Raw genomic sequence first — 20,711 nt, 5'->3', positions numbered from 1 at the left:
CATGAATTCCTGTTCTTTGAATAATCCACTCATTATTTGTTTCAACCATTTGCTCAAGCTCAAAGTTTGTTAACTTCTTTTCAGGTACATAGGTACAAATAGCTGGAATTCTTGTTCTTGACCTCATTTATTTCTCACCCTTTACTAATATTACACTTAGTTTTATAATTTAATATTAGTACTAGGTTCTAAAACTTACTAATAATACAAAATAACGGTACTTAAATAACCACTCATGAAAGTATAAAGGAGAGGGATTTATGTTCAATACTCAAGAAATTATTCCACATCGTTACCCGCTTTTACTAGTTGATCGCATTCTTGAAATAGAGGAAGGAAAACGCGCAGTTGGAATTAAAAATGTCACTGCTAATGAAGAATTCTTTAATGGTCACTTTCCAGATTATCCAGTAATGCCGGGCGTTCTAATTGTGGAAGCGTTGGCACAAGTAAGTGCAGTTATTATGTTAATGAAAGATGAAAACCGAGGAAAGATTGGGTTATTTGCTGGTATTGATCGTTGTCGTTTCAAGAAACAAGTCCACCCTGGAGATCAATTACGTTTAGAAGTAGAAATAACAAGAGTCCGTGGTTTAATCGCAAAAGCAAACGCTGTTGCTTTTGTAGATGGAGAAATCGCTTGTGAAGCAGAAGTTACATTCGCTCTTTACAACAATAAGAAAGCCTAAAAACTTATTATAATCTTTACCTTCTTTTCTATAGAATTTACTCTTTTTCTCTTACACAAAAAATCACCTCTTCAGATAGCGATATCTCACGAGGTGATTTTTATCAAACTTTTTTTAACCCACTCTACACCCCAAACAACTTCTTGGTTATTACCATCATTACAAATGTATAAAAGATAAAGATTCTTTCCTCCGCATTATTCTTCCGGCGTGATCCAAACAATTTGCTGCATCCGAATAAAGAACGGTGTATCTTCCTCTTCAATCACGATATGGTCTGGTTTAACAGCCTTTAACATGCCCTGCAAACTGCCGCGCATTGTGTCGACAACAACATTTTTCCCGACAATCATTTGTAATGTTTGCACAACGTATGGATCCACGCTAGAAACGACTTCTCCGCTCAACTGATAACCATTTCGAAAATCTCCGTACACATCTTCGTATGAATAATCCATTTATTATCCCCCTCTTTCTACAATTCGCTTGTATTGTATGAAAGGAAATAGACCGATGTGCCTATCTAAAAAAAGAAAAGAGATGCCATCATTACGGCATCTCGATATAATATGAAAACTAGAAGGTTTACTGCTTCAATATGAATCCATTTTGATTTTCCGACATATAGATTTCTGCTATGCAGAAAAAAAAGAGCTGCCACTCGCTTTCTCCCTTTGTTTAAACTTCGCATTTGGAAGTAAAAGGAACTGACCGCTTCTATGCTTGGCCAGATGCTCTCGCCCACCTAAAAAAGATGGTTTTATGTCGGTTTTTTAATTTGGATTTATATTGCTTATGATTCCCATTTATACGTCCAAAATTGTTCACCTTGTAACCATTTTGTCGTCGCTGGATCCTGTTTTTTTAGTTTTGCTTCCATTTCTTCTAACATCGCTTCTGTTTGTGAGCGATGCGCACGAAGTGCTGTTAATTTTTGCGGTAATACATCGCTTATATCGTTAACGACATCTGGCTTCCCTAGCGCTTCTTCACGATTTTTCGTGATAGCCACTGCATGAATAACCGGGCGTTCTTCTTTTGGCATACGTTCTACCGCGCGAACAACTGCGCGGCCAAATGCATTGTGATCTGGATGTACGCCGTGCTCAGGGTAAAACGTAATGATTAAAGACGGATTTACATCGCGAATTACTTCTTGAATTTTATCCGCAACAAATTCAACATCTTCAAATTCTAACGTTTTATCATGGAAGCCAAGTAAGCGTAAATCTTCAATTCCCATCGCTTGGCATGCTTCTTCTAATTCCCGCTTACGAATGTTTGGAATCGTTTCGCGATTGGCAAATACGTTTTTCCCCATATTCCGCCCCATTTGCCCAAGTGTCCCGCAAGCATACGTAACAGGGACTCCATTATTTCGATATTGACGAATTGTTCCTCCCGCCGCAAATGATTCATCATCTGGATGCGGAAATACTACAAGTACGTGTCTTTCCATAATCTCCACTCCTTATGCAAACAGCGTTAAGCTTAATTGCATTGCAACCGCTAGACGCCCTTTTTCATCATGGCCTGCTAATAAAAGACGATTTTTTTCATCTTTTTCCCAATGTGTCACACCTTCTGCATATACCCAGCCATGCTCCATTTTTAACCCTATGCGATATGGATTCGTCCCAGTAATCTTACCACGTTCAAAGCGAATCACTGCATTACGAATGAATGCCCCAACTGTCATCGTTTTTTCATTTACATGTGAAGCATATGCACCATTTGTCGTTTCTAAATGAAGGTATACATCTTGATTTAGAAAACGTTCGATTTCACTTTGTACGACAGAAGTATCTGTTATTATTTCCATCGGATTTCACCTCTTTTAATCAGTTTACGAAAAAATAATGTAAATTGCTATCTCTTATAATAGAGGACAATGATTACTTTGCATATTTTTTTGCTTTTTTATATCCGATACGGTATGTGAAATTTTTCATTTTTGATGTGTTCAGTATTTTCATTTCTTTCTGTATGCGAATTTGCTACAATAATATTTATGCAGAGGGATGCATTTCGACATTTTTATACAATACTATGTATAGGATTCTTAAAAAGAAGGTGAACACTTTGGATCATTCAGCACATGAAGTTGCAAACTGGCAATACTATTTTGCCATTGCTGTATTTTTAGTCACATATGGCTTTATAATCTCTGAAAAAATTAACCGTGCTGTTATTGCTTTACTTGGGGCTGCCATTATGGTAATTATGGGAATTGTAGATTTACATACTGCCTTTACCACACATATTCAATGGGAAACAATCACTCTATTAATTGGAATGATGATTCTCGTACATATTACAAGTCAATCTGGCGTCTTTGAATATGTGGCAATTAAAGCTGCTAAAGCTGCGGGCGGAAAGCCAATTCGAATTTTACTGCTTTTATCCCTCTTAACGGCAGTTGGTTCTGCATTTTTAGACAATGTAACGACAGTTTTATTAGTTGTACCTGTTACATTATCGATTACGCGTATTTTGAAGGTACCTCCTGTTCCGTTTTTAATTTCAGAAGTATTATTTTCGAATCTCGGCGGAACAGCAACGCTTATTGGCGATCCTCCAAACATTATGATTGGATCTGCAAATAAGCATCTTGATTTTAACGCATTTTTACTGAATTTAGCACCGATTGTTGTTATTATTTCTGCTGTTACGTTACTTATTATATATATCATGTATCGTAACAAATTAAAAACAACTAACGAACAAATTCAGAAATTGATGTCTTTAAATGAAACTGATTATATTCGCGACCGCAGCTTACTCGTTAAGTCTCTATCCATTTTAGGACTAACAATACTTGGATTCATTTTCCATTCTATTATTCATGTTGATGCTGCCGTTATCGCCCTACTTGGCGCTGTCCTTTTAATGCTAATCGGTGTAAAAGAGCACGAAATAGAAAATGTATTTGCACATATTGAATGGGTAACGATTTTCTTCTTTGCTGGTTTATTCGTTCTTGTCGGTGCACTTGTTGATATCGGGCTTATTTCCTCACTTGCCAAAAAAGTATTGGACGTAACAAATGGGGATATCGGTTATGCATCTATCTTAATTTTATGGGTATCCGGGGCCGCTTCTGCTACAATTGATAACATTCCGTTTGTCGCAACTATGATTCCGCTTATTCAAAACTTAGCAAGTGGACTTGGACTTTCAGCGGATTCTCAGCAAATTGAAGTACTATGGTGGGCATTATCACTTGGAGCTTGCTTAGGAGGAAACGGTACGCTAATTGGTGCTTCTGCCAACGTCGTTGTAGCAGGTATTGCCAAACGTGAAGGATGCGGTTTCTCATACATGGACTTCTTAAAAATTGGGTTACCATTAACAATTGTTGCACTACTTTTATCACATGCATATATTTATTTACGTTATTTAATGTAGAAAGGATTGCGGCTAAAGCTGCAATCCTTTCTTTTTCACCAAAAGATACCGATAATTGCTAGACCACCTAAAATAATACCGCCAACTTGACCGACCATTGTTGGTGTCCATTCAATTCCCTTTTTCATTTGTACAACTGGTCTTTCATGCCGCATTTGCTGGACTTCTGCTTGCAGTTGATGAATGGAACCATGCAACTCTTTCACAAGTTCCTTTAATTCTACGATTTCTTCTTCAGCTGACTTCCTTTTTTCTAAATTCATTCTCAAGTCTCCTTTTAAATCAATAGATTAAATAATGTCGGATTGTGATTGATTTCCATATAACGTATTCCTTCTTCTTCCATTCTTCTAATAAGAGGTTCATAATCTTCTTTTTTCTGCAGTTCAATTCCAACTAGTGCTGGACCATTATCCTTATTATTTTTCTTCGTATACTCAAAACGCGTAATATCATCATTTGCTCCGAGAACGTTATCTAAAAACTCACGCAAAGCACGTGGCCGCTGGGGAAAGTTGATTATAAAATAATGCTTTAGTCCTTCATAAATTAATGATCTTTCCTTCGTTTCTTGCATTCGATCAATGTCATTATTGCCACCACTTACAATACAAACAACTGTCTTCCCACGAATTTCGTCTCGGTATAAATCAAGCGCTGCAATTGGCAATGCACCGGATGGCTCGGCAACAATTGCATTTTTATTATATAATTCAAGTAATGTCGTACATACTTTTCCTTCTGGCACAGCAACAATATCATCTAGTACGCGTTTACAAATTTCATATGTAAGATAACCAACTTGTTTAACCGCTGTTCCGTCCACAAATGAATCAATATGTGGAAGCGTGACAACCTCTTCTTTCGCAAACGCCTCTTTCATCGAAGCAGCACCTTCTGGTTCCACTCCAACAATTTTCGTTAAAGGACTAACCCCTTTTATGTATGTTCCAACTCCTGCTGCTAAGCCTCCACCGCCAATTCCCATAAACATATAATCAATCGCACAATCCGTATCATGTAAAATTTCTACACCAATCGTCCCTTGTCCTGCAATAACCATTGGATCATCAAACGGATGAATAAATGTTAATCCAAATTCTTCACAATATTTCACAGCTTGCCCATATGAGCTGTCAAATGTATCTCCTTGCAATATAACCTCTACGTAATCTCCTCCAAAAAAGCGTACTTGTGATACCTTTTGACTTGGTGTTGTATTTGGCATAAAAATCTTTGCTGGAATTTGTAGTTTATGACATGTATAAGCTACGCCCTGTGCATGGTTACCAGCGCTTGCGCAGACAATCCCCTTTTTCACATCTTCTATCGGTAAACTACTAATACAGTTATAGGCACCTCGTATTTTGAAAGAACGGACCACTTGTAAGTCCTCTCTTTTTAAATATACGTTACATTGATATTTCTCAGATAAAATTGGATCGCGCTCTAAAGATGTATTTCGAATCACATCTTTTAACATATTATACGCAACGAGAATATCCTCAATTTTGATCATTTCTTTCACATTTTTCATATCTTTGACCGCCTCACTGTATAATTTAAAAAGTTTTGCTTTACATTATACAGAATAATCTAAATTTTTCAAACATCGTTTAAATCAAAATGAATCAACATACCCGCTATGTTGATTCATCCTTTCATGATGGCGTTTCCACCTTCATGAAATAGCTCTTTGACATGTCCAAAATTTTTTACTTGTATCTTTTTAATCAACCTCTTGTCCAGAAAGAGACTTCCATCCGGTAGCTGTAACGCCTGTTTCTAATCTAAGGCCATTTACTACTTTTTCAATTAAAACCGCCTTCTTAGCATCACAGTGTAAAACTGCGTGAATCGTTACTTTTTTACCATCTTCAATTTCTTCACTATATAATTCTCTTAACTCCATCTCTTCTGTATTGAACATTTGCATGAGCAACAATCTAATATGAACTTCATCAGTATTAGAACACGTTGCAGTTAATGCATAGCTCATTGTCTCTGGCATTTGATCAGTTAATTTCTTATTCATAAATAGCGCAACTGGGCGGAGGAAAATATTAGCCACTAAAACACCAAATGCTCCTAATATAGCTATTTTAAAAAAAACCGCTCCGACAAGAGTCCTACAGCTGCAGAACACCATAATGTTGCAGCTGTATTTAACCCCCGTATACTTGCCCTTGCATGTACAACCAAATTAAAAGATCACAATTTTATAAATGAAATTTTTAATCATGATTTCGTTTCGTTAAAATGATAAAGCTAAGCATCGCACCGATATGACAACAAACAATGGTAATTCCCATCGGTACAGCCGTGTGTTCTCCTTGAATACCAACTAAAGGTGCTACTACAGCGCCAGAGATAAAAGGTAACAGTCCTAGTAAAGCCGCAGCGCTTCCTGCTGCCTTTTGCTGATTTTGCATAGCCAACGTAAAGCCCGTCGTCCCTACAATCCCTACACTAGAAACAATCATAAAGAGGCAGATTAACACTCCTATTAAAGAAGGTGCCAATAAAATTATCAGAAGAAGAATCATGCCTCCAAACAATGCCAACAGAAGGCCTGTTACTAATAAAGTACGTTCATTAATTCTTCCTGCTAAACGTCCTGTAACCTGCGATGCAATGATGATACCAAAACCGTTTATCGCAAAAAACAAACTATATAATTGCGGCGAAGCACCAAAAATATTTTGAATGACAAACGGTGATCCTGAAATATAAGCAAACATCGCTGCTGTAATAAACCCTTGAGAAAGTGCATATCCCATAAATACACGATCTTGTAATAAGCGTTTATAATGTGATAAACTCTCTCCCCATCCACCTGTGGTTCTTTTTTCTTCGTTCAACGTTTCTGGCAATATAAAAATAACACTTAACAACATAAGTCCACTTAATATACCTAATACAATAAATACCCAGTGCCAAGAAGCAAAGCTTAAAATTTGCCCCCCAATAATAGGCGCGAAGATTGGAGCAGCTCCGTTTACTAACATTAAAGCAGAAAAGAATTTCGTAAGCTCTGAACCCGTGTATAAATCTCTCACAATCGCACGTGAAAGTACAATCCCCGCTGAACCAGCTGCCCCTTGCATAAAACGTAAAACAATGAGCGCCCATACAGACGGTGTTAGCGCACATAAGAATGACGTAACCGCATAAATAACAAGACCAATTACAATTGGTTTTTTCCTTCCTTGGCGATCGCTCCATGCACCGACCCACAATTGCCCTAACGCAATTCCCAACAAACATGCTGTTAAGCTTAACTGTGTAAGCGCACTTGTCGTATGCAAATCGTCTGTTAAGGCTGGAAAAGCAGGAAGATACATATCAATAGAAAGCGGTCCAATCGCAGATAAACTTCCGAGAATGATCGCTAAAATGATTCGCTTATCTTTTGCGATTTGTACTTTCATTTGTAATTCTGTTTGCAATTATATAAACCTCCTTTTTTCCCTTACTAGCGTGCAGAATGAAACAAACTCCCATTACTAGAAGTTACATTTTACGTTTCAAATTACGTATATCCTTTTCATCTGCATCACTTCACAAGAATTTAGAATAACAAATAAGATGTAACTATTTTAGTTACAATTATGTTTATTGTCAATAAATTTACTCGATATTTTTCTATTTCAAACATATATAAAAGGATATCAACAAATGTCGATATCCTTTACCTTCTATATTTCTAGATCTATTCCCTTTATATTCACTATTTTACAACTAGTTTGTACTGATGCCTCGCGCCGTCCAAATCCGATCAATTTCTGCACCGTGCTGTCCTCCATAAAGAAGAGCATCTGCTTGCTTAATTGCTTTAGCACCGTCACGGAAAGTAGCGTTAGGAGTAAGAGACCAATGCGATTGTAAAATAATCTTTGTCGCAATATCTCGGCCAAAAGCTTGCGCCATGTCATACTCACCTTGTGACCAAATTTCACCGTCCGCATGAACTTCATTTACGATATCTTTCGGATACACTTTATTATTATCTAACCTACGAAGGCAAGTTGGATTCGTATTGGAATATGAAGTTGAATCCCATTCTCCAATACAAGCTTTTCCATAACCTGTATCTGATACAGCATCTTCATATGTAGCTCCTAAGAAATCTCCAAACCCTTCTCCCATAGCTCCGCCTTCTGAAGAGTTCCCAAACCCAGGAACTTGATTATCTTGTATAGAATGACCGTATTCATGAGCAATCACTCCTGCATCTTCTGCATCATCAACTCCGCCGGAACCAAATGTCAGCGCCTTAGTTGAAGGCGAATAAAAAGAATTATCTGCTGTAGATGTATTCACATTTGCTTTAATAGAACGGTTGTTAATATTATTAAACCCATTTTGTTGTATATATCGCTGCAAAGTATCGATATGATAATATGCCATCACATCTTCAAATCTATCATTTGATCGTGTGTAGTTATATTGAAAAGAAGCAGAATACGTTTTTACTTTCGACGCAATCGTCACATAATCTCCAACTAGATAGCCTGACCCATTAAGACCTTTTAAAGTGACCGTTTTCAATTGGTTATTCAATGCGGTAGAATCTGAGTCTTTATTGTCAGCCAATCCAGCCAAGTTTCCACTCGTTACTACAGGGTTTGGTAGAAACACTTTCCCCTGTCCTTCTGCTTTTCGGTTTAAATCTTTTTTCTTAAGTAATTTCCCATTTTCCGCATCAATAAATGTTTCCCAAGCACCAAACGGCTTTTGCGAATGAATGACAACCCGATACACAGGAATTGCCACACCTTCTTCTATGATATATCCAAACTCCCGCGTAGTTGGAGCCCATAAATTCGTATCATCAGCTTCAAGATACTGAGTAGATTTCCCTTCCGCTTCTTTTTCACTTAGCTTTTGCTTAATTTGCTTCACACTCTGTACAGGAAGGTAGTCCGAAACTGCCAACACACCTTCTCCTCCTTTATTGAACGTTACGGTTAGTTGTCTAGAAAATACAGGAAATCCATTTACCGTTTGTTGAAACCTAATATAAGATGCCACCTCTGTATCCGTCGTAGAAACATATTGTAAATCTGATACATCCGACTTCAAAGAGTACTGCGCTGCATTCATTTTCAAATATTCGGTTGCCTGTTCTTGCAGTGAGACATTTTGCACTTTTCCTTGTGTCTCTTCTACCGCTGAAACAGTATGAATCATACCAAAAATCAATGGAATTACGGTAGCAACTGTGACAACTTTTTTCAACAAAACTATCACTCTCCTACTCTAGAATTATTTCGAATGTACGAGTAATTCTAGAGCGGACAATATTTTACCTTTTTGATTTCTTTAAACTTAATTAAAGAAAGATTTTCTCAATAATTTTCTTAAAAAAAGAAATGTTTTACAAAGACATAAAAACCCTACCTTAGAACCTTACTAATAAAATTTCTTTATTCCTTATCAATCATTCACTTCTCTATAGTCTATATATATTCCTTATATGAAAGTGAATTAATAATCCAAGTTTTAATATCCGCATACACTAACATCTCGTGCTTAGCTTGTAATAAAAACAGATTCGTATGTTCAGCATCAGAAAAAATACAAAATTCACGATCTTTCAATGTTTTCATATTTATTTTGTTGTTATGGATTGAGAAGTCAATGAACTTTAATAGAGATACTACTTTTTCTCCGGTAAAAACATTTTTGTTAATTTCTTCTTCGGAAAATCCAGCTACCTCAAAAGTCAAATCAATATAATGATTTAATTTTGTTAGACAAGAATTTATCGCATAATATCTAATTTCTCTCTCACTGTTCTTTTGATTATTCTTTATAAGCGGATTAATATGTAAGGAATTTTTTAAAACAGATTTTGTTTCTGCTATATATGATTTCAATCTACTTAATTTTTTCCCCTCTAATGTTTTCATTTCTATTTGTTGGTAGTTCATTACGTCTCACTCCTAGTTTGTTGAATTAATATTGTTTTATATATATTAATTGATATTATAGAAAGAATACAGAAAAATAATCTGGAAATGTGATTATTAGTTAGTACAGTTCGATTTTATTTTCTCACCTATGAATCGATTCTATGAAAAAGGATACTCATCTCACTAAAGTAGAAACAGCTATCACTTCAAAAACAGACCCTATCCTTCAAAACCCATAATAAACGTTATAATATTATAAATATTCTACATTAAAGGGGCATGCAAATGAATGTTTCATTAGTAAAACCTACACTGGAACTACAAGATGAGTATTTAAATTTCTATCAAGAGTGGAAAAATAGCGGGGAAAATATGGTGCCGTGGGTCATTAGTAAAGACCCAACAGATTTTCATGGTATGATTCAGTTTCTATTAGACTCAGAAAAAGGTGAAAACCTTCCTAAAGATTGGGTACCTGATTCTACTTATTGGTTAGTTGCTGAGAATAAAAAAATTGTTGGTGCTGTAAATATACGCCATCAATTAACAGAGAAACTATTGGATTGCGGCGGGCATATCGGTTACGGTATTCGCCCTTCTGAAAGACAAAAAGGGTACGCTACAATTCTATTAGGTTTAGCATTAGAAAAAACGAAAGAACTAGGCATTCAAAAGGTTCTTGTCGTCTGTGACGAAAGTAATATTGGTTCTGAAAAGACCATTATCAAAAATGGGGGTATACCTGATTCAAACTATATTGAAGAAGACGGGAATGTGGTAAAAAGATATTGGATTGAGCTATAACGTATGAAGTAACGATACATTTACATGTCAACACAAAAAGGTGCTTACATAAAAAGCACCTTTTTGTATACATCTATTTACTTCAATTTACCTTTTTGGAAGTTTCCTAAAAAGAGTTCAATACCTACACCTATACAGCACGTACCTCTGCAACTAACTTCTGACCATCCATGTACATTACAAGCTTTACCGGGTTATCGCTTGCATTCTCGAATACTAAATCTAAATACGGATATGCAATTGTCGCATCTCTTCCTTTAGGCACATAACCTACTTCTTTGGAATGTGTTGATCTCTCTACCATTTTTAATCCAGCTTGATCTGCAGCGTTAAACAATGTAGATGAAGTTTGGCATACACCTCCGCCATATCCATCCACTAGTTTACCATCTACAATCTCTTTACCTAACTGATAACCTTTATCAGGTGTAGTATCTCCGACTAAAGAATTAAAGGAAAATCTATCTCCTTTTCCTAATACAACTCCATTGACAGTACTTGCAGACAAACGAATATTTTCAATTCTACCACCTGTAGAACCACCCAAATTCGTTTCATATCTTCCGATTACTGTTCCGTTGCCACTTCCACTCTCCGGTGTTGCTGCAGGTTTTTTCTCTACAATCGGCAACTGATAAGAAGACTCCCACATTCCAGCATTCATCAATTTATCAACTAACTCTTTTTCCATTAATTCATAAGAAGGCTTTCCTTCTACCCATGTACCGTCACTTTTCATACGAGAAGGAACCATCTTTGTATCTACACTCTTTGCAACTTCGCTAACTACCTTAGACACTTCTTTTTTAAATGTTTTTTCATCTTCGAAATAACCTAAACTAGCTAAATCTATCTTTTTTACTTCTTTTCCAGTTCTACCATCTACTAAACTAATACTTTTATTAACCTCCGCTTTTGCTTCTACAGTATGATCACCAATGCCACTTACTAATGTAACCTCACTAGCTTTTGCATTACACCCGCTGACTACGCCTAAACATAATGTCCCTAACACTAAAATACGAGCCTTACGTAACAAATTACTCTCTCCTTCTATTCTCTATCTTTTTTCTAGTTTCAACAATTCTATGTATGTATAATTACATTACTTTTTAAAATGAATTTTATGTATTACTGTCGTATTTGCACCATATCTTAAGTTACTCTTTTCTTTCATAAAAGTCTACACATATTTCCTTACAACATTCTTAAGTGCTTTAAAAATCCAACGCCTCACACCCAGTATATACCAAAAAATACACTGTGACAATTTTTATACATTCGATATTTTATTATACCAATATTACTTAAAAATGTAGTAAAAAATGATTATTTTTAAGATAAAGACAACGTATTATTCAGAAGTGTCCATCATACTCACGAATGAATACATCACCGTTAGTAAATTGACGAATGTTTTCTCCATCTCTATACTGAAAAGAGTTAACGAAATGAAACAAGGTGATAATCATGGATTTTGAAATAAATTTTCTTTCCTTTTACGTCGTACAAGTAGACGGACAAGGCGAACAAGCTGATAAACGTTATAAGCATTTTCAAACGTTAGATGCAGAAGAATATGATGACAGTCCATTAAAAGACTTTCTAGATGGAGAATTGTTAAAAATTTCGAAGCGAAAAGTAGACCGTCATCCAAAAAGTGAACAAGTCCCAACAAAAATTGGCCGCTTCATTGTTGAAGTTGGTCATGAATTAGATTCAAACCCGAACTACAACCTTTTTAACCGTATTCGCTTTGCAGAAACGAAAGAAACATTTAAGGATACAAACGAACCGCTCGTCTATACATATATTGATACAAGCGCAGTACGCGGCGGTGTATTTCTCGTTGTCCAAGCAAAACTTCGCAAATACTTCGACGATCCATTCGTCTTTGTAATGAAATGTGACTTCGAACCAAAAGTTGCTTCTATTTCCGACGAAGCAACACTAATTCGAAATGTTGAGATGGCAATCACAACGAAAAATATGAAGTCGATTCAATATCCATATATGCCAGAAGAAGGCATCGTAGAAGTAGGCGAACTAAAAATCCACCAAGCATCACACGCCCGCTACTTCGAAGACTTCTTAAAATTCGTTGAGTACGAGCGTTCCATGCCAGAAATTATGAAAACACAAGTAATGGATATGGTATACGACCAAATTGAAGACGTCTTTGAAGAAGGCACAGAAGAACGAGAACAATTCGACCAAGCAATGGAAGTGTGGGCCGCAAGTCCAAAGCGTGAAATTATGGAGCATTTCACAACAGAAGAAGTAATGGAAGCTACAGCACAAATTGTGGAGCATACTCCTGAAATCGAATTAAAGCTAAAGGCAGACCATATTTCAGTGAAAGCATTGCTTGCGGATTTTGGAGACCAAGTTCATATTGCGAAAGTGAAGGATAAATATGTATTGATGATTGAGGCGGATACGCTTACGTTTGAAAAAGGCTTCTCCCCTATTGAATTTTTGAAACCCGATGAGCTGCAGGATGTAATTGAGCGAATTGAGAAGAAGCAGCAATACGGGTATGGTATAGGAGAAGGAGAATAAGATTTTAAAACTATTTTGAACGTTTTATTACCCCAAATATATTTTTTGTCTTTTAGAAGGTTTCCTTATATGAATTAAAAACGAGTGCGTGTAATAAACACGCACTCGTTTTTCCCTTTTCTTTTCAACTTTACATGTAATAGGAATATACTTTGGTCGTTTCTATATAAATCCATATTGACTTTTCGACATATAGATTGCTATGCAGAAAAATAGATTCTACACTCACTTTCTCCCTTTGTTTAAACTTCGCATGTGGCAGAAAAAGGCCCTGACCGCTTTTCCGCATGGCCAGTCGCTTTCGCCCCCCTAAAAAGAAAAGGGTTTTCATGTCGTTTTTCAACTCAAATATTTGAATGCATTCTATATATTGTTCATAAAAGAGTAATATATACTTTCAATCTTTGAAACCATCACATCTTGAGTTAAATGTTGCCGTGAATAAGCCTGAGCCTCTCTTCCTAATTGTTCACGAAGGCTCTTATTCGTTAAAAGCAATTGAATAGCATCGGAAAGTTGTTGCACATTTCCGGGTTCACAAATGATCCCTGTTTTTCCGTTTTGAATCATTTCCGGTATGCCACCGCAATTTGTTGTAATAATAGCTTGACGAGAAAACATAGCTTCAATAACCGAAATTGGAAAGTTATCGTTAATAGTAGGTAATACATAGATTGTAGAAACAGAAAGAATTTTTGGTATATCTGTTCTTCTGCCAAAAAATTTAACATTGTCAAGTCCAAGTTCTATTACTTGATGTTCTAGCCTTTCTCGCATGACACCATCCCCAACAATCCATATCTCTACATTCGTTAAATCTTGTTGAATTTGTGAGAGTGCTTTTAGAAGAATATCATGACCTTTTCTAGGCGAGAGGCGAGAAACACAGGAAATGACAAGTTTGTTATTATACTTCGTTTTAGATTTTGAATCTTGCTGAAAATCTATACCTGTATGAACAGTAATCAACTGTTCTGTCTTTGCTCCGTATTCTTTTAAAGGAATATGAAAGGAATTGCTGATTGTTATGATTTGATCAGCCGCTCTTATTCCCTGTTTTTCAATTTCACTGAAATACGCTTCTTCAATTGATCCTTCTTCTATTTTATCAAATTTTAATCGGCTCATTGTGAAATGCCCATGCGGTGTAAAAAATAGTGGTTTCTTATACTCTAGGTTTAGTTGTCCTAATAAAAAGGCCGCGAATAAATCTTGTGCATGAAAGACATCATATTGCTCTAAGCTTTTTTCTCTTAAAAAAGACTTAAAAACATTTAAAAAACTCGTGTTTTTTATAATTTTTTCATTCACTATCCCATATCTTTGTAACATAAAATCCCTTGCATGTTCTGCAGCCTTCGGAATGTCTTTCTCTAAATGAACTGCTGTCATTTGAGTAGGAGAGATGACTTCTACGTCATGATCATACTTTTCAAAGCCTGTTTTTAAAGAAGTAATATAGTTAGATAATCCCCCTGTATTAGGATATTTCAAAAATGTTACATAAAGAATTTTTAGTTTGCTTGTTTTACTTAGTGTACTATCTTTTTTTATTTCAAACGTCTGAAACGGTTCGGTAATACGATCATTTTTATTATCTATTTGATAGTATTCATCCATAATTTTTAGTAGGCTTGTATGGAATGGATAATTACATTCATTCCGTCTTTCCTTTGCTGTATTCAGAAGCATCTCCTCCTTACTCAGCTGATGATGAAAATTGTAAATATGCTATAAACCTAATTCACTTCCCCAGGTAGATATTTTTTCAAGATGATATGGTAATAATTCACCGCCGCGGTTATCAAATATTCTTCGCAGCTGAGTATGCAGTCCCTTTTCTAATGTTCTTTGCAAATACGCCATTTTATAAAGGTCCATTGGATTTGTTTTAAAGTTTATGCCATTCTTTTGCATTTCTTTTGCATAAACTTCCACACAATGTGTACGAATTTCTTCTGCACTGCTTTGCCAATCTTTTCTGAAGCCTAATAAAATTTCAACTAGAACAACCATATCAAACCAGACAGGTGCATATTTAGTTGACTCCCAATCGATAAACTGAATATGCCACGGTGCATGTAGTGATACATTATTACTACAAATATTTTGCAAATGAAGATCGCCATGCGTTATTGACGAACCATTTTCAAACAGTTCCGGAAAAAAATCCGGCCCTTTGTTACATAGTTTTACTAGCGATTTATAATGAGGCTTAATAATTCCCCTTAACCGATCGTCTTTCATTCCAGCATCGAGAAAATCAATCGTCTTTTCAATTTGTTTCGTTCGATCATTCCTCATGCGGCTCGATTCATAAATAGGGAGCCAAGTTTTCCAAGCATATTTATGTTTTTTATAATTGTCTTCAAATGTGTGTGCGTGAAGTTTAGCAACCGTGGGAATAATGTAGTCAAAATGTTTCGGTAAAAAGGTAATCTGACCACGTATTTGACGTACAAACTCCATAAATATCCAAGTCTCATTGCGATTTTGTTCAATATGATATATTTCAGGAAGAAATTCTTTCAATATAGGATAAGCTGTATTATACATATTAATCTCTATTTCGTTTTTGTAATCTGCTGAATTATATATTTTTAAAATGATTGGATAGTAATCAGCTTTTGTTTGAATAAACAATTTATAAATGCTACTTCTTCTTGTTGATTTTAAACACTCTATTTTATTAGAATCTATTACAACTCTCTTATTCATTGAATAAGAGAGTTTTTCTGCAATTCTTAACTTTTGAAGGTAACCGGACAATACTTCTGCTTCGTACAATATTTTCATTCCTTTCGCTTTCGTTTCCAGGCATTTACCAAGTGAGACCATGTGCTTCTAATGAATGGCATTGGGTCATCCCACGCAAACAAAGCAAACTCTTTTTTACCTCTCAATCCTTTATAAAAGTCTTTCCATTTCATTTCAGCTCTTTTTTTCTTATGACGAAATGTTAAATAATATCGAACAAGATAAATCCATTTAATACCGTCTATTTGTTTGAGTCTCGGCGTTGGATTTTGCTTTGTCAAATATAAATAATACATGTAAACAAAATCGATGCCAGCTGGCCCTGTGAGACTATGAGTTAACCAAAAGCGCGGGTTTATTTCAATAAATTTATAAACACCATCCCGAGGATCCTTTTTAAACTCAGCCATAGCAATACCTTTAAGACCAATGTTTTTAAAAAAAGGCAAGCATATATCTACTAATTCTGGTACTTGTTTACTAACAATGTGCGCTCCTGTTCCAAATTCAGCTGGGAATTGATGATTTTTTTGTAAGGAAAATAACGCAAGCAACTCCATGTTGTCGTCATAAAATGTCGCAACTTTATAAAAGCATTGATTGTCACCAGGAATAATTTCTTGAATTATGAGCTTTCCATGCTGTCGATATGATTGATACTCATTTCTCAGTTGATCTGCATTCTGAATGAGAATAGCCTTTTGGTTTATCTTTTTTCGAAACTCATGACCCAAAACCGGCTTTAATATACATGGAAAATCAACGTTCAATATTGCTTCTTCCAATTGTTCTTGTTTCGTAATTACATACGTTTTAGGACACGGAATATTATGTTTGACTGCTAGTTCATATGCTTTTTGTTTATTTAGTGTTTCTTCAATCAACGAATGTTCAGGGAACAAAAATAAAAAGTAGTTAGAGAGCTCCATTCGATATTTTGAAATGAATATCACATAATCATCTGCCCCTGTATACAAAACAGGTTTCACTTTAAATTCTTTAGCCAAGTTGATTAGAAAAATTAGTAATTCATTTTCTTCATACAAAGGGCTTGGGCATATTCCGCATGTAGCAAGGCGCGATTTTCCTATTTTATAAGGTTTCTCTACATCAAATGCATAAACGCTAATTCCTTTTCTCGCCAAACTTCTAATAATCCCAATTCCATTTGCACTTAAATCCAGTACAACTGCTGCATGCTCATGATTCATTGAACTCTTCCTTACTTAAATCCTTTTTGTAGATGTTTTCGATGTTTGCTACCATAGTCTCCCTAGTTAAATACTTCTGAGCAAATTTTCTTGCATTTTTCCCCAGCTCTTCCCGCTCCTGCTGATTTGCAATAACAGAATGTAATGCACGTGCCAGTTTATTTGCGTCTCCTGCATCGACAAGAATGCCTGTCTTAGAGTCTTTAACAAGTTCAGGTATACCTCCTGATGGCGTCGAAATAACACAAAGCCCGCTATGCATTGCCTCAATAATTGAAATTGGGAGGCTATCATTTAAAGTTGGAAGTACAAAAATATCTGTTTTACTTAAAATATCTGGTACATCATCTCTTTGCCCTAAAAATTCCACCATGGAAAGATTCAAAGAATGAACCTGTTCTTCTAATTTCTCTCTCATCTCACCATCGCCGACAATAAGCAATTTAATTTTATCTTTATATTTGCTTTCCATCTGTGAAATGGCGTCAAGTAATACATTATGACCTTTTCTTGGTCCTAATCTAGCCACACATGTAATAACAATTTTATTACGGGTTGAAGATGTATTTTTTGTTTGATACTTATCAGGATAATCAATACCTGTCAGTACGGTTGTCATGTTCTCTTGATTTGCCCCTAACTTCATTAATGGGCGACGAAATGAATCACTGAGAATAATAAGGTGATCGGCAAATTCAATTGCTTTTCTTTCTAATGCCATATGGTAGAATTCTTCTACTGAATCCTTTTTAAACATGCCGAACTTTACCCGATTAAAAGTAAACATTCCATGGGGAGTAAATATCAATTTTTTTCCATAATATTCATTGATTCTTCCTAATATATTAGCTGTAAACAAATCTTGCGCATGGAAGACGTCATATTTTTTAAATTTGATATTTTCACGAATCGTTCTTTCATATATATACATATTTCTTTGATTTTTGATAATTGTGCTATTATAACTTCCATATCGTTCTTTTAAAAAATTTTTTAACTCAGGAACAATCCCTTCGCGAAGCCTCTCCACTTGACTGCTAGAAAAGTGATTAGGAGAGATAATATCAACGTGATGTCCTTGTCTTCTTAATCCTTCACTAAGTGCTGTAATATAATTAGATAGTCCGCCAGTATGAGGATAGTCCCAAAATGTAGCGATTAATATTGAAAGTTTCTTCTTTTTAGACCCCTTTGACTCTGTATAACGTTCTTCTGCTGTACTTTTCTTTTTTTGTAATGAGTATGATTTAACTCCGTAATACTTATCCAATGTTTGGATTATATAAGGATAAGGGAACTCAAATCTCTTTTTCACTTCCAAACCCTCCTTATTACTTCAAACGCTTCGGCGTATGGTACGCCAATCGTCATTCCTCTAACCCTCCCTAAATACTCAACCCCTTTGTATGAACGCGGATGAGGAAAATCTCTCATTTCTACATCATAATGTTTAAGCGCCGTAATCTTTGAATCTATTTGATCTGTAATATTGACAAAATAATTAGGCTTGAAAGATTTATCATTCGTGTGTATATTCCATTCACTCGAAGAAACGGTTTCAAATGTAATCAATTCTATTGGCTGTTGGTTTGGTAGAGGGCGAGTCGCAGTCAAAACCGCTTGAAAAGTAACATAGTGATCCATATTCAGATCTCCATAATGATGGGTGAAGATTTTGCTTGGTTTATGAATTTGTATTAACTGTTCAATTTCTTTCGTTAATTGATGTAATGGAATTAATTCTAACTCTAAATTAGCATGTTCGAGGAATATCACTTCTTCAATACCAATTTCCTTATTTGCACAGCGGCCTAGTTGCTGTATGTGATGTGCTTCCTCTTTTCTTCCTAGAGCAGTAATAATTGAAATTACTTGATGTCCTTCTTCTACTAATCTTTTTAAAGTACCGCCAGATCCTAATAACTCATCGTCGGGATGTGCGCCAATGACTAAAATACACTCTTTCATTAGTATTTTCACTCCTTGTACTACTTAATTTATGATTAATACTACAAAAAGAAACTGTCATTAGCGGAAAACTTGTTTTTATTTATTACTAATAACCACTACTTCAGCCGTACATTTACATGGGCATTTCTCTCTATGTGATAAAGAAAACTTTTCATCATTGATGAAAATCTCTTGCTAATTAGGCACATACCAACTGTTATCTCCCACTTTCCTTCTTTGAATTTTTAACGATTTTCAGAGGGGATCCTTATCACTCATACATTGTAAAAAGAAGTAATCAAAAAATATAGCGGTAGTTTAACTACGAAAAAACATGAAGTATAAGGCACTTCATGTTTTATTGACGCTTCATCCATGTATTGTAAACAGAAGGCTGTATATTCTTCACATCTTTTAAGAAATCGTTTGCCAATCCAAATTTCTCAAACCCTTTTAATAATTTGGTAGGAACCTTTCTATTTAAAGTAAAAGCTCTTTTATGATCAATTACTTTTAACTGACCATTTTCATTTATTAAAACATGTCTCACTTCCGTATCCCATCGTGTAAAGCCTATCTTTTTTAATTCACTTAACATTATTAATATTTTTCCAGTTAAATCTTCTGTAATTTTTTTTTCTTTTTTCAAGTAACGAGCAAGTGAAATTCCTTGTACATACTCCATAACGATATAATTTTCTCCATATTCATAAAGTCGTGGAATAACAGGTGAAGATTGTCCAATTTTAAGAGCCTGCAACTCTTTTTTTTGAGTTTCTTCCATAAAATATATTTTCACACATTTATTATCGGTTAATTGATATACTTCCCCATCTTTTCCGCTCCCAATGAGATTATATTTTTCTATATCTCTTCTACTGACTCTTCTTTTACTAAAATATGCTTTCATTTTATTTCTCCTTAACTGTAATTTAGAAATCGCTTCATCTCATATTCTATGATTCATCACTCGCATATGTACCCTAGATTAATATATATTTTTATAAATTGATTCCATTTGAAAAAAAGAATAGCTGTTGAAGAATAGTGGAGTTTCTTTGTTTTAACAAGAGGCGTACTACTAACTGTTTTTTATTACATTTTTACCATTAAACAAATGAATAGTGTTTTATCAGATATAAAGCGAAAATAATAATTTAATCATTCTTACTAGTATTGGAATATTCATAGACAAGTTTCTTCGTTTTCATAGTTTGATTAATTGCTGTGTTCAATAAAGTGAAACTGCAATCACTGGAGATTTTCTTCATTTTTCTCTACATCTTGAGGCTTGAATAGCGGGATAAATGAGGATTCCTTATTATTTTCAGGATGAATGAGCATTTTACAGTTTATTTTAAGTTCACAATCGATGTTTCCTCTTGTTTATTGATGATAAAAAGAGAAGTTGC

At 35.2% G+C, this 20,711-nt stretch carries 20 protein-coding genes and 1 pseudogene; 4 read left to right on the top strand and 17 right to left on the bottom strand.

The features are described 5' to 3' along the window. Positions 1-127: pseudogene (locus tag Q9306_RS20240) on the bottom strand (ketoacyl-ACP synthase III); the annotation flags it as partial. Positions 128-260: 133 nt separating this feature from the next. Between Q9306_RS20240 and fabZ the strand changes: the two are divergent. Continuing rightward, positions 261-689, top strand: a complete 429-nt coding sequence (gene fabZ / locus Q9306_RS20235; RefSeq protein ID WP_306201738.1) for a 3-hydroxyacyl-ACP dehydratase FabZ — start codon at positions 261-263, stop codon at positions 687-689. Positions 690-886: 197 nt separating this feature from the next. Here fabZ and Q9306_RS20230 read toward each other — a convergent pair whose 3' ends face one another. From Q9306_RS20230 to Q9306_RS20220, 3 genes are all read right to left on the bottom strand, one after another. Continuing rightward, positions 887-1,147 carry a YuzF family protein gene (locus Q9306_RS20230; RefSeq protein ID WP_020063069.1) on the bottom strand — a complete coding sequence of 87 codons (261 nt, stop codon included), beginning with the start codon at positions 1,145-1,147 and terminating at the stop codon, positions 887-889. A gap of 335 nt (positions 1,148-1,482) precedes the next feature. After that, complete coding sequence (gene bshB2, locus Q9306_RS20225; protein WP_306201736.1) at positions 1,483-2,148, bottom strand: bacillithiol biosynthesis deacetylase BshB2; 666 nt, start codon at positions 2,146-2,148, stop codon at positions 1,483-1,485. A 12-nt stretch (positions 2,149-2,160) separates the two neighbouring features. After that, positions 2,161-2,511 carry a YojF family protein gene (locus Q9306_RS20220; protein WP_306201734.1) on the bottom strand — a complete coding sequence of 117 codons (351 nt, stop codon included), beginning with the start codon at positions 2,509-2,511 and terminating at the stop codon, positions 2,161-2,163. Positions 2,512-2,771: 260 nt separating this feature from the next. Between Q9306_RS20220 and Q9306_RS20215 the strand changes: the two genes are divergently transcribed. Then, positions 2,772-4,097 (top strand): ArsB/NhaD family transporter, encoded by a 1,326-nt coding sequence (locus tag Q9306_RS20215; RefSeq protein WP_306201732.1) that lies wholly within the window; start codon positions 2,772-2,774, stop codon positions 4,095-4,097. Positions 4,098-4,132: 35 nt separating this feature from the next. Here Q9306_RS20215 and Q9306_RS20210 read toward each other — a convergent pair whose 3' ends face one another. The 6 genes from Q9306_RS20210 to Q9306_RS20185 all read right to left on the bottom strand — a co-directional run bounded on the left by Q9306_RS20210 (position 4,133) and on the right by Q9306_RS20185 (position 10,033). Continuing rightward, entirely contained in the window at positions 4,133-4,360 is a 228-nt protein-coding gene (locus Q9306_RS20210; RefSeq protein WP_098917418.1) for a hypothetical protein, read from the bottom strand. Positions 4,361-4,374: 14 nt separating this feature from the next. After that, positions 4,375-5,634: a threonine ammonia-lyase IlvA gene (gene ilvA / locus Q9306_RS20205; protein WP_306201729.1), complete on the bottom strand. Its 1,260-nt coding sequence runs from the start codon at positions 5,632-5,634 to the stop codon at positions 4,375-4,377. A 192-nt stretch (positions 5,635-5,826) separates the two neighbouring features. Beyond that, the gene (locus Q9306_RS20200; RefSeq protein ID WP_306201727.1) at positions 5,827-6,168 is read right to left on the bottom strand and encodes a magnesium transporter; all 342 of its coding nucleotides are present in this window, start codon (positions 6,166-6,168) and stop codon (positions 5,827-5,829) included. A gap of 163 nt (positions 6,169-6,331) precedes the next feature. Further along, the gene (locus Q9306_RS20195) at positions 6,332-7,528 is read right to left on the bottom strand and encodes a multidrug effflux MFS transporter (protein ID WP_306201748.1); all 1,197 of its coding nucleotides are present in this window, start codon (positions 7,526-7,528) and stop codon (positions 6,332-6,334) included. Positions 7,529-7,838: 310 nt separating this feature from the next. Next, positions 7,839-9,290 (bottom strand): M36 family metallopeptidase, encoded by a 1,452-nt coding sequence (locus tag Q9306_RS20190; RefSeq protein ID WP_306201746.1) that lies wholly within the window; start codon positions 9,288-9,290, stop codon positions 7,839-7,841. A 269-nt stretch (positions 9,291-9,559) separates the two neighbouring features. After that, positions 9,560-10,033 carry a hypothetical protein gene (locus Q9306_RS20185; RefSeq protein ID WP_306201725.1) on the bottom strand — a complete coding sequence of 158 codons (474 nt, stop codon included), beginning with the start codon at positions 10,031-10,033 and terminating at the stop codon, positions 9,560-9,562. A gap of 267 nt (positions 10,034-10,300) precedes the next feature. Here Q9306_RS20185 and Q9306_RS20180 point away from each other — a divergent pair, with 267 nt between their 5' ends. Then, positions 10,301-10,819, top strand: a complete 519-nt coding sequence (locus tag Q9306_RS20180) for a GNAT family N-acetyltransferase (protein ID WP_306201722.1) — start codon at positions 10,301-10,303, stop codon at positions 10,817-10,819. A 130-nt stretch (positions 10,820-10,949) separates the two neighbouring features. Here the strand turns inward: Q9306_RS20180 and Q9306_RS20175 are convergent, their stop codons facing one another. Further along, positions 10,950-11,858 carry a VanW family protein gene (locus Q9306_RS20175; RefSeq protein ID WP_306201720.1) on the bottom strand — a complete coding sequence of 303 codons (909 nt, stop codon included), beginning with the start codon at positions 11,856-11,858 and terminating at the stop codon, positions 10,950-10,952. 431 nt (positions 11,859-12,289) lie between these two features. Between Q9306_RS20175 and Q9306_RS20170 the strand changes: the two genes are divergently transcribed. Then, the gene (locus Q9306_RS20170; RefSeq protein ID WP_306201718.1) at positions 12,290-13,381 is read left to right on the top strand and encodes a DUF3900 domain-containing protein; all 1,092 of its coding nucleotides are present in this window, start codon (positions 12,290-12,292) and stop codon (positions 13,379-13,381) included. Between the two features lie 363 nt (positions 13,382-13,744). On the opposite strand, the gene Q9306_RS20165 is transcribed toward Q9306_RS20170, so the two are convergent. From Q9306_RS20165 to Q9306_RS20140, 6 genes are all read right to left on the bottom strand, one after another. Then, positions 13,745-15,073, bottom strand: coding sequence for a glycosyltransferase family 4 protein (locus Q9306_RS20165; protein WP_306201716.1), 1,329 nt, complete (start codon positions 15,071-15,073; stop codon positions 13,745-13,747). A gap of 39 nt (positions 15,074-15,112) precedes the next feature. After that, positions 15,113-16,168 carry a phosphotransferase gene (locus Q9306_RS20160; protein ID WP_306201744.1) on the bottom strand — a complete coding sequence of 352 codons (1,056 nt, stop codon included), beginning with the start codon at positions 16,166-16,168 and terminating at the stop codon, positions 15,113-15,115. A gap of 5 nt (positions 16,169-16,173) precedes the next feature. Then, positions 16,174-17,349 (bottom strand): carboxylate--amine ligase, encoded by a 1,176-nt coding sequence (locus tag Q9306_RS20155; RefSeq protein ID WP_306201714.1) that lies wholly within the window; start codon positions 17,347-17,349, stop codon positions 16,174-16,176. Next, entirely contained in the window at positions 17,339-18,664 is a 1,326-nt protein-coding gene (locus tag Q9306_RS20150) for a glycosyltransferase family 4 protein (RefSeq protein ID WP_306201713.1), read from the bottom strand. The genes Q9306_RS20155 and Q9306_RS20150 overlap by 11 nt, the downstream gene beginning before the upstream one ends. Continuing rightward, positions 18,661-19,317 carry a PIG-L deacetylase family protein gene (locus tag Q9306_RS20145; RefSeq protein ID WP_306201711.1) on the bottom strand — a complete coding sequence of 219 codons (657 nt, stop codon included), beginning with the start codon at positions 19,315-19,317 and terminating at the stop codon, positions 18,661-18,663. Before Q9306_RS20145 ends, Q9306_RS20150 begins: the two co-directional genes overlap by 4 nt. A gap of 340 nt (positions 19,318-19,657) precedes the next feature. Continuing rightward, complete coding sequence (locus Q9306_RS20140; RefSeq protein WP_306201709.1) at positions 19,658-20,209, bottom strand: AarF/UbiB family protein; 552 nt, start codon at positions 20,207-20,209, stop codon at positions 19,658-19,660. Between the last annotated feature and the right edge of the window lie 502 nt (positions 20,210-20,711).

It is taken from the genome of Bacillus multifaciens (assembly GCF_030756675.1).
Classification (GTDB): domain Bacteria; phylum Bacillota; class Bacilli; order Bacillales; family Bacillaceae_G; genus Bacillus_A; species Bacillus_A multifaciens.
Note: the sequence above shows the minus strand (reverse complement) of the source record. Positions and strands in the feature narration are given on the sequence as shown.